Origin of the sequence: Mycobacterium sp. (genome assembly GCF_036490025.1) — a bacterium.
Classification (GTDB): Bacteria; Actinomycetota; Actinomycetes; order Mycobacteriales; family Mycobacteriaceae; genus Mycobacterium.
This window is the reverse complement of record NZ_DASXEP010000086.1, coordinates 1-20,936: the sequence shown is the minus strand read 5'-3', so window position 1 is coordinate 20,936 and position 20,936 is coordinate 1. Positions and strand designations below refer to the sequence as shown.

Genomic DNA, 20,936 nt, shown 5'->3' with positions numbered 1-20,936 from the left:
AAGGTCATCGTCACGGACGGATCTGGCGACGGCGACTGGGTGATCACTCTCGACGATCTCGCCGACCAGGGCGCGAAGTACCTGGCCGAGCACCCCTCCTGCGTCAGCAAAGTCGCCGACGAGACGAAACCCGAGCAGTTGGCGACGCTGATCTACACGTCGGGAACCACCGGCAAACCCAAAGGTGTGCGGCTGCGCCATAAGGCCTGGGTGTACGACGGCGCCGCGATCGCCGGCATGGGACTGCTGAACGAGGACGACGTGCAACTGCTGTGGCTGCCGCTGGCGCACGCCTTCGGCAAGGTGCTGATCTCCACCCAGTTGGCATGCGGCTTCGCCAGCGCAATCGACGGACGCGTCGACAAAATCGTCGAGAACACCAGCGTGGTCAAACCGACCTTCATGGGCGCCGCCCCGCGCATCTTCGAGAAGGCCTATTCCAAGATCGTCACGCAGCAGAGCGGCGCCAAAGCCGTCTTGTTCAACCGGGCGTTCGCGGTGGGCAAGGAAGTTGCCCGTCGGCGCCGCGAGGGCAAATTCGTTTGGCCGCACCAAGCACTGCAGCAGCGGCTGTTCGACCGGTTGGTGTTCGACAAGATCCGCGACGTGTTCGGTGGCCGGATCCGGTTCTTCATCTCCGGTTCCGCGCCGCTCAACCGCGACATCGCCGAGTGGTTCGAAGCCGCAGGCGTACTGATTCTGGAGGGCTACGGGCTGACCGAGTCGTCCGGCGCGGGCTTCATCAACCGGCCGGACAACTACAAGCTCGGCACCGTCGGCCTGCCCTTCGAAGGCACCGAGGTGCGCATCAGCGACGCCGGCGAGGTGCAATTCCGCAGCGACTGTGTGATGGCCGGCTACCACCACTTGGACGACGCCACCACCGACGCGCTGAAGGACGGCTGGCTGTCCACCGGGGATCAGGGCAAGCTCGACGACGACGGCTTCCTGTCGATCACCGGCCGGATCAAGGAACTGTTCAAGCTGTCCAACGGCAAGTACGTTGCGCCGCCGGCGATCGAGGCGAAGTTCGCGACACTGTGCCCGTACGCCAGTCAGTTCATGGTGTTCGGCGAGGGCAAGAACTTCGCAGCCGCTCTGGTCACCCTGGATGAGGACTCGATCAGCGGGTGGGCCAAAGACAACGGGCTGGGCGACAAGTCGTATGAGGACCTCACGAAAACCGATGCCGTGCACGACATGATCGACGAACACGTCAAGAAGCTGAACGCCAGCCTGAATCGGTGGGAGACGATCAAGAAGTGGGCCGTGCTCGACCACGATCTCTCGGTCGACGGTGGCCAGTTGACGCCGTCGCTGAAGGTCAAACGCGGGGTGGTCGCTGAGCAGAACAAGGAGATCCTGGATGGCTTCTACTCCTGAGCCGGTCGCCGAGCACCCGGCTCCGTTCCCCGACGCCGCTGCTGCGGCACCACCGGGACACTTGCTCCGCATGCTCGAGTGGCGTACCGGTCTGGAATATGTCTCGGCTCGGGTGGCGATGCGGCGCATCACGGGCTGGCCGCGCGGCGACGGTCATCCGGTTCTCGTGCTGCCCGGCTTCCTGGCCGGTGCACTCTCGACCGACTTGTTGCGTAACGTTTTGCGCCGCTTGGATTATCGGGTCTACGACTGGGGCCTGGGCACCAACCTGGGTTATCGCGCCAGCATGAAGGAATCGCTGCCGTCTCGCGTGCAGCACATTCGGGACCGCCACGATGGGCGCCGGGTGAGCCTCATCGGCTGGAGCGCCGGCGGGATCTACGCCCGCGAATTGGCGCGGGCGCTTCCCGATGACGTCCGGTCGGTGATCACCCTGGGATCGCCGTTTCGGGGCAATCATCAGGCCAGCACCGCGTGGAAGGTGTGGCAGTTGGTGAACCGCGGTGCGGACGCCACCGAAGCCGTCTCGGAACCAGCGCTCTACCGGCGTGCCCAGCCATTGTCGGTGCCGACAACCTGCATCTACAGCAAGTCTGACGGAATCGTGGCGTGGCAGTGCTGCACCAGTGTGCCTGCTGCTCAGACGGAAAACATCGAAGTACGCAGCAGCCACTTGGGCTACGGCCACAATGTGCAAACGCTGTCGGTGATCGCCGACCGTCTCGCTCAGCCCGAAGGCGGCTGGCAGCCGTTTCGGCGGTAGCGCGTCTTACCAGGCCGCGGCCTCGGCCAGGTTCGGGTCGGCATGGCGGTTGGACGAGCCGCGATCGTTCATCGACGTCGGTCCGACGTGGCGTTCGAAGATGCGCCATCCGTTCTCGGTGCGGCGCAGCCGGTCCGTCATGGCCGAATAGATCCAGATCTCCGGCGCATCGGCAGCGCCCGTGATGACTTGGCCTGAGACGATTCGCGGCGAGGCGGCCTGGGCAGTGTTGCGAACGAGAAGATTGTGGTAGCGGACGATCACCCCGCCGTCATCGTCGGGGTCGACGATCGGGTTGAGGGCTTGCCGGCTGACGCCCGGCATCACGTAAGGGCTCTGATCTTGAAAGAGGCGCCGAGTTTCGAGCTTGCCGCGGCTGACACCGTGAGTGTGAAATGTAGCGCTGTCCGGCAGGAATGCCTCGACCATCGCATCGATGTCCCAGGCGTCGAAGAGCCAGTTCACCCGATTGATGAAGTCGATCGCGCTGATCCGGTCGGCGGGGTCCACGGCACTGTCGAGCACCACGGCTGGCAAGCGGGACGTGAGCATCTATCTACCTTCCGGTCGGTCGCCGGCCCTTAACGCGGAGCCCGGACCAGGTACTTTAACCTTTTGTTCACTTTCGATTCATGTAATGGCCAGCACGAGTTTACCTGTTCGACCGCTGGAAGTCAGCTTTCGGCCTGTGAATTCCCTGGCACGTGGTCAGCCTGCTCCGGCGCCGGTACATGTCCCAGCGGAGAATGCTTCCGCTACAACCGGTTAACGGCGCACGAAAACCGTTCGCGGTAAAGCGGATTGGCGGGCGGTCGATTGCCGGGGCGAGCTTGGCTGCGACATGATCGGTGATATGGCCGACATCGATCTTTCGTTGCTGGACGTGCCGCGGTCATCGCCAGTCGACGACCCCGAGGCGTACCTGCGTGCCGCGATCGGCTGGCACTTCGGCGAAGAGACCGGCAGCGCGTTCTGGTTGCGGACGGCCCGGTCGCTGAACTTCAACCCGCTGACCGACGTCAACACGTTCGCCGACCTACGGCTTTTCCCCAACCTGTTGAGCGAGTTACGAACCGAGCCCGTCGAGGACCTGATCCCGCGCGGCTATATCTCCGGGGAAGCGCCGCCACCAGTGCCGCAGATCTTCGAATCCGGCGGCACCACCGGCGCGCCGAAAAGGACTGTGCAGCTGCCGGATTGGGTTGCGCAGGTGGTGCAGTGGCAGGCTGAGGACTTCGTCGACGGCGGTTTCGTGCCCGGATGCGGTTTTCTCTGCATGATGCCGAGCGGGCCGCATGGAGTGGGCTACTTCTCGCGTCTGGTCTCCGAGCGACTCGGTTCGACCTTTCATGCCATCGACCTGGACCCCCGCTGGGTGAAGAAACTGGTGGCGCGCAATGCCGCCGCGGAGATGACGGGCTATCTCGACCACCTCGTCGAGCAGGCTGTCCATGTGCTGCAGACCCAGCACATCGCGAACCTGCACACCACCCCGCCGCTGCTCGAGTCAATGGCCCGCGATGATGAGGTGGTCGACCTGGTGAACAAGAACATCGGCTTCATCCTGCTCAGTGGCGCGCACGTGGACGTCGACACGTCGGATTTGCTCAGCGGGATCTTCCCGCACACGACAATCACGATGGCGTTCGGCAGCACGATGATTCTTTCCCAGGCGATCACTCGTCGCAGCGACAGCGACGGCCCCTTCGTCTTCGACCCGCGCAGCCCCTACGCCACCTTCTCGGTCATTGATCCCGACACCGGCGACGAAGTGGCGTACGGCCAACGCGGTCAAGTGGTGATGAACCACATCAGCAAGGGGATGTTCATCCCGAACAATCTCGAACGCGACAGCGCCGTCCGGCTGCCGGGACCCCAAGGCCAGGTTGGTGATTCGCTCAGCGAGGTGCGGCCCGTCGCCGCCTTCGAGGGCGAGCCGGTCATCGAAGGCGTCTACTGATGACTTCCTCCGATGCAACCGATCTGATCGCCATCGACGCGCTTGGCCCTGACGGCGCGTACCGTACCCGTAACCGCGAGCCGGTGGTGACCACAGATGGCGTCGTCGTCGCCGAACTCAGTATTGCTCCGCCGCTGTATGTCTCGCGCGCGATCGCCGCTCAACGGGGTGTCCGGCCGCTGCCTGCCCATGAGCGCGAAGCGGCACTGGCCAAGGCAGCCGATGCTTTTGCCAGCGGTGTGATCGCGGAGCTGGACTTCGGCGCCTATACCGCCCTGGCCAGCCGGATTTCCGGGGTGCCGATCTCGGTGACCCGAGCCGGGGCGCACGCCGTCGCCGACGGTGTCGCATCGGCATTCAGTGCGGTGCAGCCGGCCCGACCGTCAGGCGCGGTGCTCGACTGGCATGACAAGCGGGCCCGCAGCGGTGGCGCGGTCTGGGCCCGGCGGGGCGACGTGTTCGCAGTGCTCGCCTCCGGCAACGGTCCGGGCGTGCACGGCCAGTGGCCGCAGGCGCTGGCACTGGGCTACCGGGTCGCGGTCCGACCATCACACCGTGAGCCGCTCACCGCCCACCGCCTGATCCAGGCGTTGCGGCAGGCCGGATTTCGCCCACACGACGCCGTGTATCTGCCCACCGACCATCGCGGCGCCGACGAGATGATCCGGTCGGCCGATCTCGCCATGGTCTACGGCGGCCAGGATCTCGTCGACAAGTACGGCGGCGACCCGACGGTGTTCGTCAGCGGACCGGGCCGGGCGAAGATCCTGATCACCGCCGACCACGACTGGCGCGACTACCTCGACGTCATCACCGATTCCATCGCCAACCTCGGCGGGGTGGCATGCGTCAACACCACCGCAGTGCTCTACGAGGGCGATCCCGCGCCGTTGGCCGCGGCGATCGCCGAACGATTGTCGACGATCGCGGTGCTGCCAACCGACGACGATCGGGCGGTCCTGCCGACCCAGAACCTGCACGCTGCAACGGCTTTGGCGAGCCAGCTGGCCGGTGTTGCCACCGGCACCACACCACTACTCGGCGCCGATCAGGTTGTGGCCGCGCTCGGCGACGGTTACGCGGCGCTGCGCCCGGCCGTGCACCTGCTGGCTACACCGGACGTCGCGAAGCTCAGCGTCGAGTTGCCATTCCCGTGCGTCTGGGTGGCGCCGTGGTCGCCCGCCGACGGGCTGGAGCCGCTGCGGCATTCGCTGGTAATCAGTGCGATCACCGACGACGACGACTTGATCGACAATCTGGTTGCCGAGCCGACCATCGCCAACGTCTACGGCGGCCATTACCCGACACACCACACGGCCCCCGAAATTCCGCACGACGGGTTCCTGGCTGATTTCCTGATGCGCAACAAGGGCTTCATCCGGGACTGACGCTGTCGGCGTTGGGCTTTCGCCGTTATTTCGAGCGTCGGCCGTAGCGCTGGTAGAACTTTTCCACTCGGCCCTCGGTGTCGAGGGTGCGCTTGGTGCCGGTCCAGAACGGGTGCGAGTCGCTGGATACTTCGACCACCACCCACGGGTAGGTCTGCATGCCGTCCGGCGTTTCCCAGTCGATGGTGCGTGAGCTGGCGATCGTCGACCGGGTGAGGAACCGCGCGCCGGTGTTGGCGTCCTGGAACACCACCGGCCGGTAGTCGGGATGGATGCCAGGTTTCATTCGGATTCTCCGGTGCTGTTGCGGTGTGCCGAGAATCCGCCTGCCATATCGGGTGTTTCGTAGCAGGGGTCTTGGTGCCAGTCACCGAACGGGTCGTCGAATTGGCGCCAGGAATCCGGATGGGCCAGCTCATCGTCGGTGAGCAGTGCGCCGTTGAGCGCGTCGGCAATCACGACCGGGTCGGCGCCGCACGCCAGAATCGTCATCGACGTGTGCCGATCGCCGAACCGGTGCTCCCACATCAGGTCGGCGAAGGCCCGGCGGTCCGGGTCTACCGAGGCGACCTCCGATGACGTCATGGCCGCCAACCACTTTCCGGCCGAAGCGACCCGCAGCCCGCCGCCGGCCGATTCGAGCCACATCACCTGGTCGCCCCTGTTGGCCAGCCAGAGCCGGCCGCGCGCCCGGATCACGCCGTCGAGCAGGGTGTCCACCGCGGCATGCAACCGCTCGGGGTGAAACGGTCGGCGAGCACCGAACTCCAGGATCCTGATCGCGCCGTCGGCGCCGAGCGGCGGCAGGCCGGCCAGCAGCGGAGCGTGCGGGTGGTCGCTGCGGCCGCGACGCGAATCGCCGTCCAGGTGCGCGAGCGCCATCTCGACGCGGTCCACGCCGACGGTGATCCGCGCGCGGGGCGCCAGCCGCCGCAGCACGGCGAGCGTCGCGGGGTCGGGATGGTTCAGCACCAGGACATCGGCGAACTCAGCCTGACCGACCACCACCTGAGCGACCGTGCGTCCGTCGGGCAGTTCGTCATCACCCAGCGCCTGTCCCAGCCAGTCGACGGTGTCCACGCACGTCAGGACTCCCGCGATCACCACATCGCGGGCGGCCGGGCCGTCGAAGTATCCGGGTCCGACGCGTACCCGGGTGTGGTGGATCGCCCAGCAGATCGGCTCGGGCTCCAGCCACGGCGCCAGGTGCACGACGATCCGCTCGACACTGGGGCCGCGACGGTGCAGTTTGCGCAGCAGCACCAGCAGGTCATTGCGGATCGTGCACGCCAAGCAGCCGTGCGCCAGCTCCAACGGCTCCTCGGCGACCACCAGATCGCCGTCCCGCAAGCTGATGATCGTCCGGCGCACCACCTGGCCGTCGAACCGATGCTCGACCACCACCGTTCCCGGTCGCCGCAGCAACGGGCCGGCTGCCGCGTCGGTTCCGTGCTGCCCGACGACGAGAACAACAGGTGTCCGCATCCCACTCCCTTTTGAAAATGATTTTCAATAGTTCTCTCGACACGCTACAGTCCATCGCGAGCCTTGTCGAAAACGATTTTCATTAAGGAGGACGACGGTATGTCCGCGCACTGCCAAGTCACCGGACGCTCGGTGAGTTTCGGCAACACCGTGTCGCACTCACACCGGCGCACCCGGCGGCGGTGGTCGCCGAACATCCAGACCAAGACCTACTACCTGCCATCGCAGAACCGGCGAATCACGTTGCGAGTCAGCGCAAAAGGCATCAAGGTCATCGACCGCGACGGAATCGAAGCCGTCGTCGCGCGCCTGCGCCGGGCGGGTGAGCGAATCTGATGGCACGCAACGAGATTCGCCCGATCGTGAAGCTGCGGTCCACCGCGGGCACCGGCTACACCTACGTCACGCGCAAGAACCGGCGCAGTGACCCTGACCGGCTGACGCTGAAGAAATACGACCCGGTGGTCCGCCGGCACGTCGAGTTCCGGGAGGAACGCTGAAATGGCCGTCACCACGGTCGACTACAAGGACACCGCCCGGCTGCGGCGCTATTGCCTTAGTCGGTGTCCGCGGTCATCCGCTCGTTGAGAATGGGATAGATCTCGTCGAAGGACCCGTTCCGCTCGGCGAACCGGAATGCCTTCGCGGCCTCCACGACGATCTCCTCGGCGTCGGGCGCGGTCTGCAACAGTGTCATCGTCTCGGCGATGTACTCCTCCAGCGGCATTCCGCGCGGGTCGAAGCCGCGCTCGCCCTGTAACGCCGTCCGCACCAGCGGCGGAATGATCTCGATGACCTGGACCGCGGTGTCGCGCAGTTGATAGCGCAGCGACTGCGTGTAGGTGTGCAGCGCGGCTTTGCTCGCGCAGTAGGTGGGCGTGAGCGCGCTGGGAACGAACGCCAGCGCGGACGTGACGTTCAGGATCGCCGCATGCGGCTTGCCGAGCAGCTGGTGCAGCACGGCCGCGGTGAGCCGAATGGGTCCGAGCAGATTGATGGCGATGGTGAGCTCCGCCGTGCCGGGGCCACCGCTGACGAGGTCCTCGACCCGCTGGATGCCGGCGTTATTGACCAGCACGTTGACGTCGGGATGGTGGTCTTTCAGCTCGATGGCGAATCGCCTGATGTCGGCCGCATCGCCCTGATCGAGCCGCAGATACTCGATGCCTGGGTTGGCCTCCGCGACCTTCCTCAGCAGTTCGACGCGCCGGCCCACGACGACGACCTTGTTTCCCGATCGGTGAAAGGCCTCGGCCAGGCCGCGACCAATCCCGGTACCACCTCCGGTGACCAGAACGGTGTTACCCGTCAACTGCATGGCGCTCGTCCTTTCATCGCTGTCTGATACCTGCATACTCGTGGCACCGCGGCCAGGAGGCGACTACCGCGTCAAAGACGTCGTGAACGTGTCGGACTCCTGAACTAGCCTGTAGCGGTGGCGCAGTTTCCGCGGACTCGCTACGCCAGTTGCGGCGAGGTCGACATCGCCTACCAGGTACTAGGCGACGGGCCGACCGACATGCTGATGCTGCCGGGCCCGTCCATCCCGATCGACATCATCGACGCCGAGCCGTCGATGTACCGCTTTCACCGGCGGCTGGCATCCTTCAGCCGGGTGATTCGGCTCGACCAGCGCGGTGTCGGCATGTCATCGCGCGTTTCGCGGGACGTAATCGGGCCGACGTTCTGGGCAAAAGACGCCATCGCGGTGCTGGATGCGATCGGATCCGAGCGGGCGACGATTTTCGCACCCGGGTTCGCGTCGATGACTGGGCTGATCCTGGCGGCCGACTACCCGGAGCGGGTGAGCAACCTGGTGATCGTCAACGGGGCGGCCCGCACGCTTCGTGCTCCCGATTACCCGATGGGGTTCGAGATCGTCGATGAGGACCCCTACACAACGGTCGCGATGGAGCCGGATGCCGTCGACCAGGGCTTCGACATGCTCGGTTTCATCGCGCCCAGCATGGTCAACGACAACGCATTCCGCTCGTGGTGGGACATGGCCGGAAACCGGGCGGCCCCACCCAGCATGGCCCGCGCCATCATCCTGACCGTGCGGCACTGCGATGTCCGCGACACGCTGGCGCGAATCACCGCGCCGACGCTGGTCCTGCACCGCGAGGATTCCGACTTCTGCCCCGTCGACAATGGCCGATACATCTCCGAGCGCATCGTCGGAGCACACTTCGTCGGGCTGCCGGGAGCAGATGCGCTCTACTGGACCGACGACACCGCCCCGATGCTCGACGAGATCGAGGAATTCGTCACCGGCGTTCGAGGCGGCTTCGGCGCCGAGCGGGTGCTCACCACCATCATGTTCACCGACATCGTCGGCTCGACCGAACGGGCCGCCGTGCTCGGCGACGGCCGATGGCGAGACCTCCTGGACAACCACGACACCATCGTGCGTCACGAACTCGAACGGTTCGGCGGTTTCGAAGTGAACACCGCCGGTGACGGATTCGTCGCGTCCTTCCCCAGCCCCAGCGCCGCGATCGCGTGCGCCGACTCCCTTGTCGACGCGATCCGGGTGCTCGGCATCGAGATTCGGGTGGGTATTCACGCCGGCGAGGTCGAAGTGCGCGGTGACGACGTCGCCGGGATGGCTGTGCACATCGGCGCACGCGTCGCGGCGCTGGCCGGGCCCAGCGAGGTGCTGGTGTCATCGACGGTGCGCGACATCGTCACCGGTTCTCGGCACCGGTTCGACGACCGCGGCGAGCATCAGTTGAAGGGTGTGCCGGGCCACTGGCGCGTGTGCGCGCTGGAGCGTGTGCGCGCGACCGTCAAGCAGTAGCGGTCCCATGCCTTCACAGCGGGGCCCTAAGTTGCGTGACTAGGCTCGGCGACATGCCACCGCGACTGAATTTGTTCACTAATCGCGAGCGCGCCAACTCATTTGGTGGCGCGGCACAGAACTACGACGTGTATCGCCCGCGCTACCCCGACCAGTTGATCGACGACGTGCTGGCTCCCGGTGCGCGCCGTGTCCTCGAGGCGGGTGCCGGCACCGGAATCGCCTCGATGCAGATGATCGAGCGGGGCGCCGAAGTGCTCGCCGTCGAGCCCGACACCCGCATGGCCGCCGTCGCGCAGGCGAAAGGCATTCCTGTTGAAATCGCGACCTTCGAGGACTGGGAGCCCGCGGGGCGTCGATTCGACTTGGTCGTATTCGCCGCGTCGTTCCATTGGGTGGATCCTGCAGTGGCGCTACCGAAAATTCGCGGGATCCTCGACGACGGCGGAAAGCTGGCGCTGATCTGGAACCGGCTGCGACCGCTCAATCCGACCCGCGCCGACTTCGAAGCGATCTACCGCGATTACATGGATATCGAAACCCGCAGGGCCGGCGGCAATCCCGGCGAGGTGCGCGACTTGATCGCCGCCGCGGGTTTCACCGTCACCCAGCGAGCATATCCGCACGATCTGCACTACTCGGCTCAGCAATGGGTCGACATCGCGTTCACGTTCTCCAACCAGCTGATACTCGCCTCCGACAAAGCGGCCGAGCTGCGGGCACGGCTGCTCGAACGGATCGGGTCCGCCGGCGTATCGGTGGGCGGGGATGCCGTGGCCATTTTCGCCACGCCCACATAGCGAGATGGTCGGCTAAATCAAAAGCTCTGTCCCGGTTTCCTTTTCGCCGAACTCGAACACCCGCGCGGCGGTGTCGTAGTCACACGCAAGAGTCGATCGGCCGATGAGCACCGGGCCGCCCTTCAGTCCGAGCCGGCCGTCAACACCCACGTAGCTGCCCGTCGGAATCGGCTCGCTGATGCAATACAGTGTCGGCGCCGCGCCTTCTTCGATGTCGTTGCCGAACTTGTCGGCCAACGCGCTTACCGCGCTATGGAAACTCGCCATCAATCGCTTGTCCGACACATGAGAAAGGTTCGACGACACCCAGCCCGGGTGCGTGAGATGGGTGACGACCGGCGATTGCGCCACGCGCAGCCTGCGGTCGAGTTCCAGACTCCACAGCATCACCGCCAGTTTCGAGCGCGCGTACGCCGGGTAGGCCGCCCACCGGTGCGACCGCAGATGCATGTCGTCCAATCGCAGCGTTGCCGATTTATGAGCGTCGGACCCGACGTTGATGATCTGCGAGCGCACCCGACTCAACAGGAGGTTCGTCAACGCAAACGGACCCAAAAAGTTTGTGCCTATTGTCAATTCGAAGCCATCAACCGTGTCGGTGCGGTGCTGGCTGAGTCCCCCGGCATTGTTGATCAAAATGTCGACGTCGCCATCGAACTGGTCGGGGAAAGCGCGCACCGACGACAGGTCGGCCAGGTCGAGCTTGGCAATCGACGTGGAGCCGCCGATCTCGGCGGCTCGCTGTGCGCCCAGCTGTGTGTTGCGGACAGCCAAGATCACATGTGCACCCGCCCGTGCGAGCAGGCGGGCGGTGCCCAGGCCAACGCCGTTGGTAGCCCCAGTCACCATGATGCGTTTGCCGGACAGGTTGCCGAGTCGGTTCGGCGACCACGTTGTAGTCACGTTCTGACACTAGTGCCGAAGCTCGGAGCGCTACGTCGGCGGGTGGAACAGTCCGGCACCCAGGCGTAGGCTGCGGACGGAAGCACGGGTTCTTCGAATTGCAGTTGTCAATTCGTAAACGCCTGTCGAACTTGATATTTCGTCGAAGGAACGTACATGACCGCGCCAGCGACGATGCAGCGCGAAGCAATGAGGAGGAGTGGCGCAAATGACCATGAGTACCGAGCTGTCGCCCGCGTTGAGTAGAGCATTGGATCTGCTCGTCGATCCGCCGACCGAACCCGATGTCAGCAACGGCTATCTGGACCTGTTGGGCACCTCAGTCGCCGGGGACGACGATGTGGCCAAGAACACCGGCGCCATCCAGGCGGTATGGGCATCGCCGATCGGGTCGTTTCTGTACGACAACGCCCAGGCGCTGGGCCGCCGGTTCATCGCCGCGTGGCAACTCCCGATCGACTGGTTGGACATTCCGCGCGGCGGGGTCGCTTTGGACGTCGGCGCCGGTCCCGGCTCCATCACCGCATCACTGGCGCACGCCGCGGGGCCCGAGGGGTTCGCGCTGGGCGTCGACATCTCCGAGCCGATGCTGACGCGCGCGGTGCGTGCTGTGGCGGGTCCCCAGGTCGGATTCTTGCGGGCAGACGCGCAGCGGCTTCCACTGCGTGACGAGACCATCGATGCCGCGGTCTCGATCGCGGCGCTGCAGCTGATCCCGGATCCGGTGGCGGCGCTGTCCGAGATCGCCCGCGTGCTACGGCCCGGCGGGCGAGTGGCGGTGATGGTCCCCACCCTGCGTCCTCCGGTGGGCCTTTGGCGCAAGCTTCCCACCGGCGGAGCTCGCGCGTTCAGCGAGGATGAACTCGGCGACATCCTGGAAAGCCACGGCTTCACCAGCGTGCGCACCAAGAGCGTCGGAACTTTTCAGTGGGTACGCGGCAAGCGCGGTTGACATCGCGGCCGTCAGACCAACGGGTGGTTTTCTCGCACTCCGCCATACATGCCCCACCGCACGACCAACGGCATCACCAAGCGTTGGACCGGCCAGGACGGCAGGCGGAATGCCTGACCGGTCGGAAGAAATACCTCCAAGCCGTTGGGCTGGATCCCCAGCACCGAACCCCACCGTCGGCCGGGTGCGCGGTAGGTGCGGAAGCGTCGACCGGCTAATTCGGCGCGGACATTGTGGGCCACCAACGCATCGCCGCGATTGCGCGCGGAGCTGCGAAGCGGGTCGGTGGCCGCGACGTCGCCGGCCGCGAACACACTCCGGTGACCGGGCACCTGCAGCCCCGCTGCCACCCGGACGAAGCCGTTCTCATCGAGCAGTTCGCGCGGTAACCAGTCGGTGTTGGGTTGCACCCGCCCGATCGCCCAGAGCACGGCATCAGCCGAAGCCGGGGGCTGTCCCGTACTCCATTCGACTGTCCCGCTGGTGATCTGATCGCCCGCGAAGCCGTCGCCGAGCGCGGCACGATGCCCCGGATGCAGGCCCACCCGGAGATCGGTCAGCCGGCCGTGGATACGCCGCCAGGCGCGCGGGTGATAGTCGCCCAGCGCCCGGTCGCCGGGGAAGAACAAGTCAATCCGCTTGTCCGGCCAGGTGGTCGCCAGGTTGACCGCGCTGGTGACCGCTGCCGCGCCGCCGCCGACAACGATCACCGACCGTGCGGCGGCCAGGCGATCGTGCGAAGCGGTGAGGTCGGCGCCGATCTCGGCGGCCGACTGCATGGTCGGCCGCCGCCAGAACCCGTTGCTGACCCCGGTCGAGATGACCAACGCGTCGTACGCCTCGACGAACGTTTCGCCGTCGTCGCCGCGGCCGCAGACGGTTCGGGCGGCCAGGTCGACCTCGGTCAGCGCGCCCTGGATGATCCGCACTCGATCCAGACGACGGAATCTGTCGAAGGGGATCCAATAATCGCGCGCCCAATCGCGGGGGCGGGCCAATCGGACGCCGAGCTCTTGGCCGCTGACCAATCCCGGTTTGACCGAGACGCCGACGACGTCGAAGTGCTTGGCGAGCCGGATCGCGGCGAGAATGCCTACATCGCCCAAGCCCGCGACCACGACGCGCATGCGGCTCATGCGAGCAAACTGTAACACGTTCTAGTTAGCGCCAATTCGGTCGTTCCGATCGGCGGCAATCCAGATTTCTGCGAGCAATGGCCGCGAAGCTTCCGATCTTTGACATCAGCTGGCTACACTTCGGCGTGTGATGACCCCGTCGACTCCATGGGGGAACGAACGCGGGCAACTTCCGCAGCGACTGCGGGTAAGTAACCAGGTTGTTGGCCGTCGGCAAGCGCGGCGGCTCAGTCGGCGTTTCGCGCGCGTCGGCGTCACCACCCCGCCCGATCGGCTTCGGCAGATGCTGGCGGGCGCGCCGGCCGCCTACGCCGAGGTCGCCGATTTCAACTTCGCGCTGATAGCGACCCAGTTCAAACGTGAGCAGTTCGGCGCAAAGATCAAGCGCATGAAACGCCGCGGCGCGCGCTCGCTGCTTTTTGTCGGTCTGGTTCTTGTCACGCTGAACTTCCTGTTTTGTATGGCTTACGCCCTGCTCAGCCTGACGCTCGAGGGCTCGCCGCTGTGAGTCGGTCGTCGCCGGGGAACGTCGCGGCGGCAAGCTGAAGGATTTCCTCGCGATCCGCCGCCAACAGGAACCCCGACTGGATCGCCGTATCGAGTGACGCGGTGAACCGCTCCAGATAGTCGGTAACCCCGTCCGGGTACAGCCGCCGCAACGTCGCGGCGTCGAACGGTTCGCCGGAGCCGAAGATCGATGACATCGTGCTCTCTTCGCCTCCGGCGCCGGATGTCCGAGCGATCGGTACGTCCACCCACGGTGTCCTGACGCCGCCTCGCGCCAGCCCGTGTGCATCCAGAACGGGCTGATCACCATTCAGCTCGATTGGTAGCCCGCCGGGCGCGGGCCGGCCGGTGCACACCCAGCCGTGCAGCTGCGACAACGCCGCCTGCAGAACATAGTGGTGCTGCGGCCCAAAGTTGATGCAGTGGTGCAGTTCCTGACCCATCAGCATGTTCGTCGGCGCATAGGCCGCAACGACGTCGGCCAGCGCTGCAGACCCGGTGTCGATCGGCGCCACCTGAATCGTGTAGTTGTCGGCATGAGCCGTGCCGGCGATCTCCCACACCCGAAGTCGTTGATTGTCAGGCTGTCTCGCGCTGTGGTAGCCCTGTCGACGTCCACTGACCAGGTCCGTTTCAGTGATGATCGTGACGAGTGGGGCGCGCAGATCAGGACGAAAGGCGACCGCCTGAGCTGAGTTGCTCTCCAGCACGTCGAATATCGAGCCGCCGTCCAGCGGGGCAGCGGGCCCGAATCGCGAATGCACCAGAAAGCCGTCGTAAACCTCGGCGAGCGGGTCAACGGCGTTGATGTAGGTCGTCAGGAACAGTGCCGACTGCGACTCGCCCAGCGCGATGACATGTTCGGCCCGCAGACCACGCAGAATATCCTTTTCCCCTGCCAATCGCCCGGCCTGGGAGAAGACGTCGTACGCGTAGGCGTCGCCCGGGTGATGCAGCGACGAATACCGATGCGGGTCTTGGCTTTTCAGCGACATGTCGATGCCCATGAGATTCACGCCGCCCTCGACACCGACGCGTTGCGCCGACACCGCGACGTAAGCGTAACCGGCACGCAGCATTTCGCGGTGCGCCATCATCCAGACCGCGGGCGCATCGATGCCGCCGCTGACATTGAGCCACTCGACGAGCACCGTCCCGTTGAACCGGGCCAGATCAGACGGCGTTAGTACCACGATCCGGGCGAGGTAACCAGCGGCTGCCGCCGCCGACACACTCCACCGCCCATCCGGGCCGAGCTCGGCCGCGGGACGGTAGGACGATGCCGACCCTGAGATGAAGAATTCCTCTGCGACATATCCCACACTGGCGATGTCAAAGGCGCCCAACAGGAGTGCGGGTTTGCCGGGCACCGGTCTAAACGTCGCCGCCTCACCGGTGGTTGGCACGTGCGCATCATAGCGCCGCCGGACCCGCCACCGGCAGAACTGATTCAGGCTGCGACCGTTTTGCGCGGCCGAACGCCGGCAACGGGTATGGGGCTGTTGCCCACCACGCTCAACCCGCCAAGGCGCCGCCACGAGCGGATGGCGTTGCGGGTGACCTCCAAGATCCGGGCAGCTCCGGCTTCGCCGTTTGCCAGCCGGTGCGCGCGCAGCGCGTTGCCCGTCACCGCATCGAGGGTGTCCCAGTCGTCGGTCTCCACGAGTGCCGTCGATTGCTTCGCGGCCCGCACGGCGTAGAGTTCGGCGCCCTCCGATGTCTCACTGGCGGAGCGGGCAGCCCGGGCGGCACTGTCCCACTCGGCGATCGGCGGCATGTCTCCGGGCACGAGGCGACGGTGCAGCTCGGCGATGTCGGTGATCGCATCGGCGGCTGCGTCCGCGGCGTAGCGAACGACGCCCCACGGCGGGCTGATCAGCAGTTTGGTCACCCAGATGTGCATGACCGTGTCGGCGACGTCGGCAGTCCCGACGGTCAGCCACCCGAGGTCGAGCACCAGCAGACTGTTCTCCGGCGACAAGTAGCCGTCAGGACCGGCCAGTAAGTCGTTGCACAGCTGCACGAACGACGCCAACGGGCGCGCGGAGGTCGCCGGAAAGTCGGTGATCTGCTCGTCGCCGTTGATGTAGGAAATCACGTTCATGGCGCACCCTTTACCCGATCCGGGCTGGTGTGATCCCCTCGCCAGTCGCAACGGGTTGGTGATGCGGTCGAGGTCCATTTAAGTTGCTTCCTAAGGGTTTTCGCGCGTAACGCCCTACATTCGGCAGATGGTCATCTTATGACAGACCCTGTCGTCAACGGCTGCGACACGACCGGTGATGGTGCCCTGGAAAATAGGAAACCCGAAACCTACAGCTCGCCGGAGAAGTCTGCGGTGATCCAGCGGTCTGGACGAATGGTGAACAGCACGCCCGGTTGATCGGCCATTCCCTGGACGAACGCGCGGCCGCCTTCCTCGCCGAGATAGTGAACGGCGATGGACTCGCGCACCTCCAGCGGCGCGGGTGTGGTGGTGTCGATGACGGTGCCCTCCACCACCACGTATTGATACGGCGGCTCTTCCCGCTGGACAACTAGGGTCACCACGCCGGCCCGCTCGATGAGCTTGGTCTTACGGGACGTCACGCCGGTATTGACCAGAATGTTTCCCCCGGGTGTGTAGGTGTACCAGATCGGGACGCTGGCCGGCGGCCGTCCGTCGCTGGCCGCCACGGACAACACCGCTACGTGCTTTCCGGTGAGGAACTCTTGGCGCTGGGGCTCGGTGAAGGCAGTCATACGCGGTTGCAACGAGCCCGCGCGGCGAGGCTATTCCCCGCCGCGGTTCAGCGCGAGGATCAGCTTGCCGGTGTTTTCGCCGCGGAACAACTTGAGCAAGGTGTCGGGAAAGTCGCCGACGTCGCCGTGCTCGATCTGTTCATGTGATCGCAGCTCGCCGGCGTTGAGCCAGTTCGCGAGTTCCGCAACGCCTTTCGCGTAGCGCTCGGCGTAGTCGAAGATGACGAATCCCGTCATGGATGCCCGTGCTACCAACAACTGCATGTAGTTGGCCGGCCCCCGCGGGGCGTCGTTGTACTGGGACACCGCACCGCAGAGCACGATGCGGGCTCCGTGCGCGAGCCGGTTGAGTGCGGCCTCCAGCGTTGCGCCGCCGACATTGTCGAAATAGACGTCGACACCGTCGGGCGCGTGGGTCTTGAGTTCTTTACGCAGGTCGGCAGCCTTGTAGTCGATCGCGGCGTCGAACCCGACCTCGTCGACCAGCCAGCGGCATTTGTCTTCGCCGCCGGCGATGCCGACCGCGCGGCAACCCTTGATCCGCGCAATCTGTCCCACGATGCTGCCCACCGACCCGGCCGCTCCGGAGACCAGGACGGTTTGGCCCGGTCCGGGCCGGCCGACGTCGAGCAGGCCAAAGTACGCGGTCAGCCCGCTGATGCCGAGGGCACCCAGATACGTCGTTGCCGGCGCCAACGTGGTGTCGAGTTTGTTGACCTCGGCGCCGTCGGACAGCGCATAACGCTGAACGCCGAATATCCCGGACACGTCGTCGCCGACCGCGAACCCCGGATGCCGTGATTCGACGACATGCCCGACCCCGACGGCCCGCATCACTTCACCGATCTGCACCGGCGGCACGTAGCTGCGGCCGGCGTTCATCCACGTGCGCATGGCCGGGTCGATCGACAGGTAGTCGACCTGCATGACGAATTTCCCGTCGGCTGCAACCGGTTTGGGCTCTTCGACGATCGACCAATCGGTCGCCTTGGGCATGTCGACTGGGCGTGCGGCCAGCCGGCATTGAGCGTTGACAGCGTTCACGAGGCAGCCTCCTTGGCTGGTGCGGTGTTTCGACAGATCTCTGCGGCGCAGCCGAACGCCGTGTGGCCGCCGGGGTCTTCGGCGGTCACGGGTATCACCGCGACGGTGTCCGCACCGGCCCGCAGATAGGCCCGCATCCGGTCGGTGACCTGCTCGGGGGTTCCGAGGGCGGCCAGCTGCTGGGCCAATTCCAGTGGCATCGCTGCGGCAAGGTCCGACCGTCGCGCCCCAGCGCGGGCCCGCCCGACGAGTTCGCCGAATCCGAGCTCGCAGAACATCTCTCCGTAGCCGGGTGGGGCCAAATAGACCGCGACCTGACCGGCCAGCTGCCGCAGCGCCGCCTCACCGGGCCGCACCGCGACCGGTAGCCACACCGTCATGTGCGGCGGCGTGCGGCCTGCCGCGACGGCGTCGTGCTCGATCTGTCGGCGGACCCGCGAAACTCGCTGCGGTGAAGCCAGATTGAGCACTACCTCGTCGGCGATCTCGGCCGCCAGCCGCATCATCGTCGGACCGAACGCGCCGACCCCGATCCGGCTCTGCGGCAACGGGTTACGCAGCCGAAAACCATGACTGCTGACATACCGGCCGTCGTAGTCGCCGCGCTCACCGCGCAGCATCGGCCGCAAACACTCGATGGTCTCTCGCATGCGGGCTGCGCTGTGCGGCCAGTCCCGGTCGTGCCAGCCCGCCACGATGAACGGGCTGGAGGCGCCCAGTGCGACGTCGACCTCGCAGCCAGTCAGCGCCGCAACCGAACTCGCCCCCAACGCGATCGAGACTGGCGTGCGCACGCTGACCGGCAGGGGGCCGACCCGCAAGCCCAAACCCGGTACGCGAGCGCCGATGGCGGTGGCCAACGCGAACGCGTCGAACGTCGCCATCTCGCCGATCCACAGCCCGTGTAGACCCGCGGCGCCGGCGGCTTCGGCGATTTCGAGTGCCTCCAGGTCGGGCCGGTCCAGCCACAGCGGCAGCACCGCTTCGATCGACGACCTCACAGCATGGCCGCCTCGGTGGTCTGGCCCAGCAGGATTCGGCCCGGCAACTCGCGTGATGCCTCGTTCACCTGGAAGTGCGCGGTAGCGGTGAAAGCGTCCCGCAAACGTCGTTGCAGCGGCGCGCCGTCGTAGATCGCGCTGCCCCCGGCAAGGTCGTACATCGTGCGGACCACGTCGGCCGAGACGCGTGCGCCGTGGGTTGCCGCGAGGCGCAGCCGGGTTCGCGCCTCCAACGGCACCGCGGGCCCGTCCTGACTCGCCTGCCAGGCGGCGTCGATGGCTTGGTAGTACCCGGCTCGCGCGGCTTCCAGTGCCGACTCTGCCGTGGCGACCGCCACCTGGATGGTGGACCGCTCGGCAAGCGTGCGACTGGCCGCCACGCCTTTTTTGGTCGGGGCGAGCTCGACGAAGTTGTCGATCGCCGCGCGCGCGTTGCCCATCGCGGCCGCGGTGATGCAGGCCGCGAAAAACCCGAACGGGGGAAATCGGTACAGCGGCCGGTCGATCACCGGACCGTCGAATATCGAGAGCACCCGATTATCGGGGACGAACACCTCCTCGGCGACCGTGTCGTGACTGCCGGTGCCACGCAGGCCGAGGGTGTGCCAGGTGTCCAGGATCTGCAGCTGCTCGGTGGGCAGCGCCACCACCGCCGGACGGTCCTCGAGTACGCAGCCGGCGAACAGCACGTCGGCGTGGGTGATGCCGCTGCAGAACGCCCAGCGCCCCGACACCACAACACCACCGGGCACCCGCCGGGCCTTGCCCTGCGGTGCCCACACACCCGCGGCCAGGCCGCGGCCGTTGCCGAATAGTTCGTCACGGCTCACCGGCGGCAGATATGCGACCAGCAGGGTGCTGGTCATCCCGATCGACACGCACCAGCCGGCGGACGCGTCGCCACGTGCCACCTCCTCGGCGCACCGCAAAGCGGTTCCCGCGGGCAGCTCTAGAGCGCCGACCTCGACCGGCGCGCCGGCGCGCAGTAAGCCCGAATCTCGCAGCACCTCAACCAGTTCGGCCGGCAGCCTGCGAGCAGAATCGATGTCATCTGCCATACCGCGCGCCAACTCGGCGATCTCGCGCGCCCGCGACAGTACGGGCATGGTGGTGACGTCGGTGTCCATACGTCCTCGCTTTGCACAGACGGAGTGGGTGATTCAGCCACGTTAGCACTACCGGTTTAGTTTTTGAACCGGTACATTGGTTGAACCATGGATTACCCGGATCTGTCACATCGCTTCGACGGTGAGTCCGTTGCACGCGCCCTGGAGATCGTGGGCGAGCGATGGACCCTGCTGATCCTGCGCGAGGCATTCTTCGGGGTTCGCCGTTTCGGCCAGTTGGCGCGCAACCTACAGATTCCGCGCCCCACGTTGTCCGCACGTCTGCGCACCCTGGTCGACAAGGGACTGCTGGAAAAAGTGCCCTACACGCGCGACCCCGACCGTCACGAGTACCGGCTGACCGACTCCGGCCGCGATCTGTTCGCGGCGATCGTGGTCCTGATGCAGTGGGGTGACCACCACCTGCCGCACCCCCAGGGTCCGCCGATCGTGCTGCATCACCAGACCTGCGATCAGACCGCCGAACCGGTTCTGGTGTGCGCACATTGCCGGCAGGAGATCACCGCGCACAACGTCAGGCCGGAGCCGGGACCCGGCTTTGTCGACGCCGAAGTCTCAGGCGACCCGAAAGACAGGGTACTGATCGACGATTCGCTCGAAGTCGTCCAGCGGCGCGCGCCGATCGATCGTGAAAAACGGACGCGCACCCGCCGCTAGCTCGAGATACCGACGCAAGATCGCGGCGCGCTTGTCAGACAGGTCTTCCACCAACGTCACCTCTTCGCGCCGACCACGCACCAAAACGCCATGGTTATCTGCGCGCAGGTTGCGCACCCAGTTCGCCTTCTGGCCGAGCATGGAGACCAGGTAGCGCTCGCCCTGGTAGTCGGCGACGACCACCGGGAACGAAACGATCCGTCCCGATTTGTGGCCCCGGACTTCGAGCGTGGCAGCTCCGTTGGGCCCCATACCCTTGGCTAAAGACAAGGCGGCCAAGCGGTTTGC

The 20,936-nt window shown here is 65.9% G+C and carries 23 protein-coding genes and 1 pseudogene; 11 read left to right on the top strand and 13 right to left on the bottom strand.

Annotation, left to right across the window (positions count from 1 at the left end):
• A partial coding sequence (locus tag VGG53_RS10270) for an AMP-dependent synthetase/ligase (RefSeq protein ID WP_331517949.1) occupies window positions 1–1,383 on the top strand: 1,383 nt, incomplete at its 5' end.
• A complete protein-coding gene (locus VGG53_RS10265) occupies window positions 1,367–2,146 on the top strand; it encodes an alpha/beta hydrolase (RefSeq protein WP_331517948.1) in 780 nt (259 codons plus the stop codon). The genes VGG53_RS10270 and VGG53_RS10265, both read left to right, overlap by 17 nt.
• 6 nt (window positions 2,147–2,152) lie before the next feature.
• Here VGG53_RS10265 and VGG53_RS10260 read toward each other — a convergent pair whose 3' ends face one another.
• A complete protein-coding gene (locus VGG53_RS10260) occupies window positions 2,153–2,698 on the bottom strand; it encodes a nuclear transport factor 2 family protein (protein WP_331517947.1) in 546 nt (181 codons plus the stop codon).
• Window positions 2,699–2,999: 301 nt separating this feature from the next.
• On the opposite strand from VGG53_RS10260, the gene VGG53_RS10255 reads away from it, so the two are divergent.
• Complete coding sequence (locus VGG53_RS10255; protein ID WP_331517946.1) at window positions 3,000–4,106, top strand: phenazine antibiotic biosynthesis protein; 1,107 nt, start codon at window positions 3,000–3,002, stop codon at window positions 4,104–4,106.
• Window positions 4,107–4,129: 23 nt separating this feature from the next.
• Window positions 4,130–5,494: an aldehyde dehydrogenase family protein gene (locus VGG53_RS10250; RefSeq protein WP_331517950.1), complete on the top strand. Its 1,365-nt coding sequence runs from the start codon at window positions 4,130–4,132 to the stop codon at window positions 5,492–5,494.
• Between the two features lie 25 nt (window positions 5,495–5,519).
• Here the strand turns inward: VGG53_RS10250 and VGG53_RS10245 are convergent, their stop codons facing one another.
• Together VGG53_RS10245 and mrf are read right to left on the bottom strand one after the other, a co-directional pair.
• Window positions 5,520–5,780, bottom strand: a complete 261-nt coding sequence (locus VGG53_RS10245) for a type B 50S ribosomal protein L31 (protein ID WP_331517945.1) — start codon at window positions 5,778–5,780, stop codon at window positions 5,520–5,522.
• On the bottom strand, window positions 5,777–6,979 hold the full coding sequence (gene mrf, locus VGG53_RS10240; protein ID WP_331517944.1) for a ribosome hibernation factor-recruiting GTPase MRF: 1,203 nt from the start codon (window positions 6,977–6,979) through the stop codon (window positions 5,777–5,779). The genes VGG53_RS10245 and mrf overlap by 4 nt, the downstream gene beginning before the upstream one ends.
• Before the next feature lie 99 nt (window positions 6,980–7,078).
• On the opposite strand from mrf, the gene rpmB reads away from it, so the two are divergent.
• Both rpmB and rpmG read left to right on the top strand, forming a co-directional pair.
• Window positions 7,079–7,315 (top strand): 50S ribosomal protein L28, encoded by a 237-nt coding sequence (gene rpmB / locus VGG53_RS10235; RefSeq protein WP_331517943.1) that lies wholly within the window; start codon window positions 7,079–7,081, stop codon window positions 7,313–7,315.
• On the top strand, window positions 7,315–7,479 hold the full coding sequence (rpmG, locus tag VGG53_RS10230; protein ID WP_331517942.1) for a 50S ribosomal protein L33: 165 nt from the start codon (window positions 7,315–7,317) through the stop codon (window positions 7,477–7,479). Before rpmB ends, rpmG begins: the two co-directional genes overlap by 1 nt.
• A 56-nt stretch (window positions 7,480–7,535) precedes the next feature.
• Here rpmG and VGG53_RS10225 read toward each other — a convergent pair whose 3' ends face one another.
• Entirely contained in the window at window positions 7,536–8,297 is a 762-nt protein-coding gene (locus VGG53_RS10225; RefSeq protein ID WP_331517941.1) for an SDR family oxidoreductase, read from the bottom strand.
• A gap of 117 nt (window positions 8,298–8,414) precedes the next feature.
• Between VGG53_RS10225 and VGG53_RS10220 the strand changes: the two genes are divergently transcribed.
• Both VGG53_RS10220 and VGG53_RS10215 read left to right on the top strand, forming a co-directional pair.
• Window positions 8,415–9,779 carry an adenylate/guanylate cyclase domain-containing protein gene (locus VGG53_RS10220; RefSeq protein ID WP_331517940.1) on the top strand — a complete coding sequence of 455 codons (1,365 nt, stop codon included), beginning with the start codon at window positions 8,415–8,417 and terminating at the stop codon, window positions 9,777–9,779.
• A 53-nt stretch (window positions 9,780–9,832) separates the two neighbouring features.
• Window positions 9,833–10,579: a class I SAM-dependent methyltransferase gene (locus VGG53_RS10215; protein WP_331517939.1), complete on the top strand. Its 747-nt coding sequence runs from the start codon at window positions 9,833–9,835 to the stop codon at window positions 10,577–10,579.
• 12 nt (window positions 10,580–10,591) lie between these two features.
• Here VGG53_RS10215 and VGG53_RS10210 read toward each other — a convergent pair whose 3' ends face one another.
• Entirely contained in the window at window positions 10,592–11,482 is an 891-nt protein-coding gene (locus VGG53_RS10210; protein WP_331517938.1) for an SDR family NAD(P)-dependent oxidoreductase, read from the bottom strand.
• A gap of 214 nt (window positions 11,483–11,696) precedes the next feature.
• On the opposite strand from VGG53_RS10210, the gene VGG53_RS10205 reads away from it, so the two are divergent.
• Window positions 11,697–12,434, top strand: a complete 738-nt coding sequence (locus VGG53_RS10205; RefSeq protein WP_414688936.1) for a methyltransferase domain-containing protein — start codon at window positions 11,697–11,699, stop codon at window positions 12,432–12,434.
• A gap of 11 nt (window positions 12,435–12,445) precedes the next feature.
• Here the strand turns inward: VGG53_RS10205 and VGG53_RS10200 are convergent, their stop codons facing one another.
• A complete protein-coding gene (locus VGG53_RS10200) occupies window positions 12,446–13,570 on the bottom strand; it encodes an FAD-dependent oxidoreductase (RefSeq protein WP_331517936.1) in 1,125 nt (374 codons plus the stop codon).
• Between the two features lie 283 nt (window positions 13,571–13,853).
• On the opposite strand from VGG53_RS10200, the gene VGG53_RS10195 reads away from it, so the two are divergent.
• Window positions 13,854–14,078 (top strand): hypothetical protein, encoded by a 225-nt coding sequence (locus tag VGG53_RS10195; protein ID WP_331517935.1) that lies wholly within the window; start codon window positions 13,854–13,856, stop codon window positions 14,076–14,078.
• Here the strand turns inward: VGG53_RS10195 and VGG53_RS10190 are convergent.
• The 6 genes from VGG53_RS10190 to VGG53_RS10165 all read right to left on the bottom strand — a co-directional run bounded on the left by VGG53_RS10190 (window position 14,047) and on the right by VGG53_RS10165 (window position 19,991).
• Window positions 14,047–15,483, bottom strand: a complete 1,437-nt coding sequence (locus VGG53_RS10190; RefSeq protein ID WP_331517934.1) for an alpha/beta hydrolase domain-containing protein — start codon at window positions 15,481–15,483, stop codon at window positions 14,047–14,049. The two genes, VGG53_RS10195 and VGG53_RS10190, sit on opposite strands and share 32 nt — an antisense overlap.
• A 44-nt stretch (window positions 15,484–15,527) precedes the next feature.
• Window positions 15,528–16,259, bottom strand: a complete 732-nt coding sequence (locus VGG53_RS10185) for a hypothetical protein (protein ID WP_331517933.1) — start codon at window positions 16,257–16,259, stop codon at window positions 15,528–15,530.
• Between the two features lie 131 nt (window positions 16,260–16,390).
• A complete protein-coding gene (locus tag VGG53_RS10180) occupies window positions 16,391–16,819 on the bottom strand; it encodes a pyridoxamine 5'-phosphate oxidase family protein (RefSeq protein ID WP_331517932.1) in 429 nt (142 codons plus the stop codon).
• 30 nt (window positions 16,820–16,849) lie between these two features.
• Entirely contained in the window at window positions 16,850–17,863 is a 1,014-nt protein-coding gene (locus VGG53_RS10175; RefSeq protein WP_331517931.1) for an NADP-dependent oxidoreductase, read from the bottom strand.
• The gene (locus tag VGG53_RS10170; protein WP_331517930.1) at window positions 17,860–18,864 is read right to left on the bottom strand and encodes an LLM class F420-dependent oxidoreductase; all 1,005 of its coding nucleotides are present in this window, start codon (window positions 18,862–18,864) and stop codon (window positions 17,860–17,862) included. Before VGG53_RS10170 ends, VGG53_RS10175 begins: the two co-directional genes overlap by 4 nt.
• On the bottom strand, window positions 18,861–19,991 hold the full coding sequence (locus VGG53_RS10165) for an acyl-CoA dehydrogenase family protein (RefSeq protein WP_331517929.1): 1,131 nt from the start codon (window positions 19,989–19,991) through the stop codon (window positions 18,861–18,863). Before VGG53_RS10165 ends, VGG53_RS10170 begins: the two co-directional genes overlap by 4 nt.
• A gap of 87 nt (window positions 19,992–20,078) precedes the next feature.
• Here VGG53_RS10165 and VGG53_RS10160 point away from each other — a divergent pair.
• Window positions 20,079–20,531: pseudogene (locus tag VGG53_RS10160) on the top strand (winged helix-turn-helix transcriptional regulator); the annotation flags it as partial.
• 15 nt (window positions 20,532–20,546) lie between these two features.
• Here VGG53_RS10160 and VGG53_RS10155 read toward each other — a convergent pair.
• The coding region (locus VGG53_RS10155) for a nitroreductase/quinone reductase family protein (RefSeq protein WP_331517928.1) at window positions 20,547–20,936 on the bottom strand (390 nt) is incomplete at its 5' end.

Excerpts from the sequence above, each read along its gene's own strand:
- VGG53_RS10185 (WP_331517933.1), bottom strand. The coding sequence starts at position 16,259 with ATGGACCTCGACCGCATCACCAACCCGTTGCGACTGGCGAGGGGATCA.
- VGG53_RS10200 (WP_331517936.1), bottom strand. The coding sequence starts at position 13,570 with ATGAGCCGCATGCGCGTCGTGGTCGCGGGCTTGGGCGATGTAGGCATT.
- VGG53_RS10205 (WP_414688936.1), top strand. The coding sequence starts at position 11,697 with ATGAGTACCGAGCTGTCGCCCGCGTTGAGTAGAGCATTGGATCTGCTC.
- VGG53_RS10165 (WP_331517929.1), bottom strand. The coding sequence starts at position 19,991 with ATGGACACCGACGTCACCACCATGCCCGTACTGTCGCGGGCGCGCGAG.
- VGG53_RS10195 (WP_331517935.1), top strand. The coding sequence starts at position 13,854 with ATGCTGGCGGGCGCGCCGGCCGCCTACGCCGAGGTCGCCGATTTCAAC.
- rpmB (WP_331517943.1), top strand. The coding sequence starts at position 7,079 with ATGTCCGCGCACTGCCAAGTCACCGGACGCTCGGTGAGTTTCGGCAAC.
- VGG53_RS10265 (WP_331517948.1), top strand. The coding sequence starts at position 1,367 with ATGGCTTCTACTCCTGAGCCGGTCGCCGAGCACCCGGCTCCGTTCCCC.
- rpmG (WP_331517942.1), top strand. The coding sequence starts at position 7,315 with ATGGCACGCAACGAGATTCGCCCGATCGTGAAGCTGCGGTCCACCGCG.
- VGG53_RS10180 (WP_331517932.1), bottom strand. The coding sequence starts at position 16,819 with ATGACTGCCTTCACCGAGCCCCAGCGCCAAGAGTTCCTCACCGGAAAG.
- VGG53_RS10245 (WP_331517945.1), bottom strand. The coding sequence starts at position 5,780 with ATGAAACCTGGCATCCATCCCGACTACCGGCCGGTGGTGTTCCAGGAC.
- mrf (WP_331517944.1), bottom strand. The coding sequence starts at position 6,979 with ATGCGGACACCTGTTGTTCTCGTCGTCGGGCAGCACGGAACCGACGCG.
- VGG53_RS10260 (WP_331517947.1), bottom strand. The coding sequence starts at position 2,698 with ATGCTCACGTCCCGCTTGCCAGCCGTGGTGCTCGACAGTGCCGTGGAC.
- VGG53_RS10215 (WP_331517939.1), top strand. The coding sequence starts at position 9,833 with ATGCCACCGCGACTGAATTTGTTCACTAATCGCGAGCGCGCCAACTCA.
- VGG53_RS10225 (WP_331517941.1), bottom strand. The coding sequence starts at position 8,297 with ATGCAGTTGACGGGTAACACCGTTCTGGTCACCGGAGGTGGTACCGGG.
- VGG53_RS10255 (WP_331517946.1), top strand. The coding sequence starts at position 3,000 with ATGGCCGACATCGATCTTTCGTTGCTGGACGTGCCGCGGTCATCGCCA.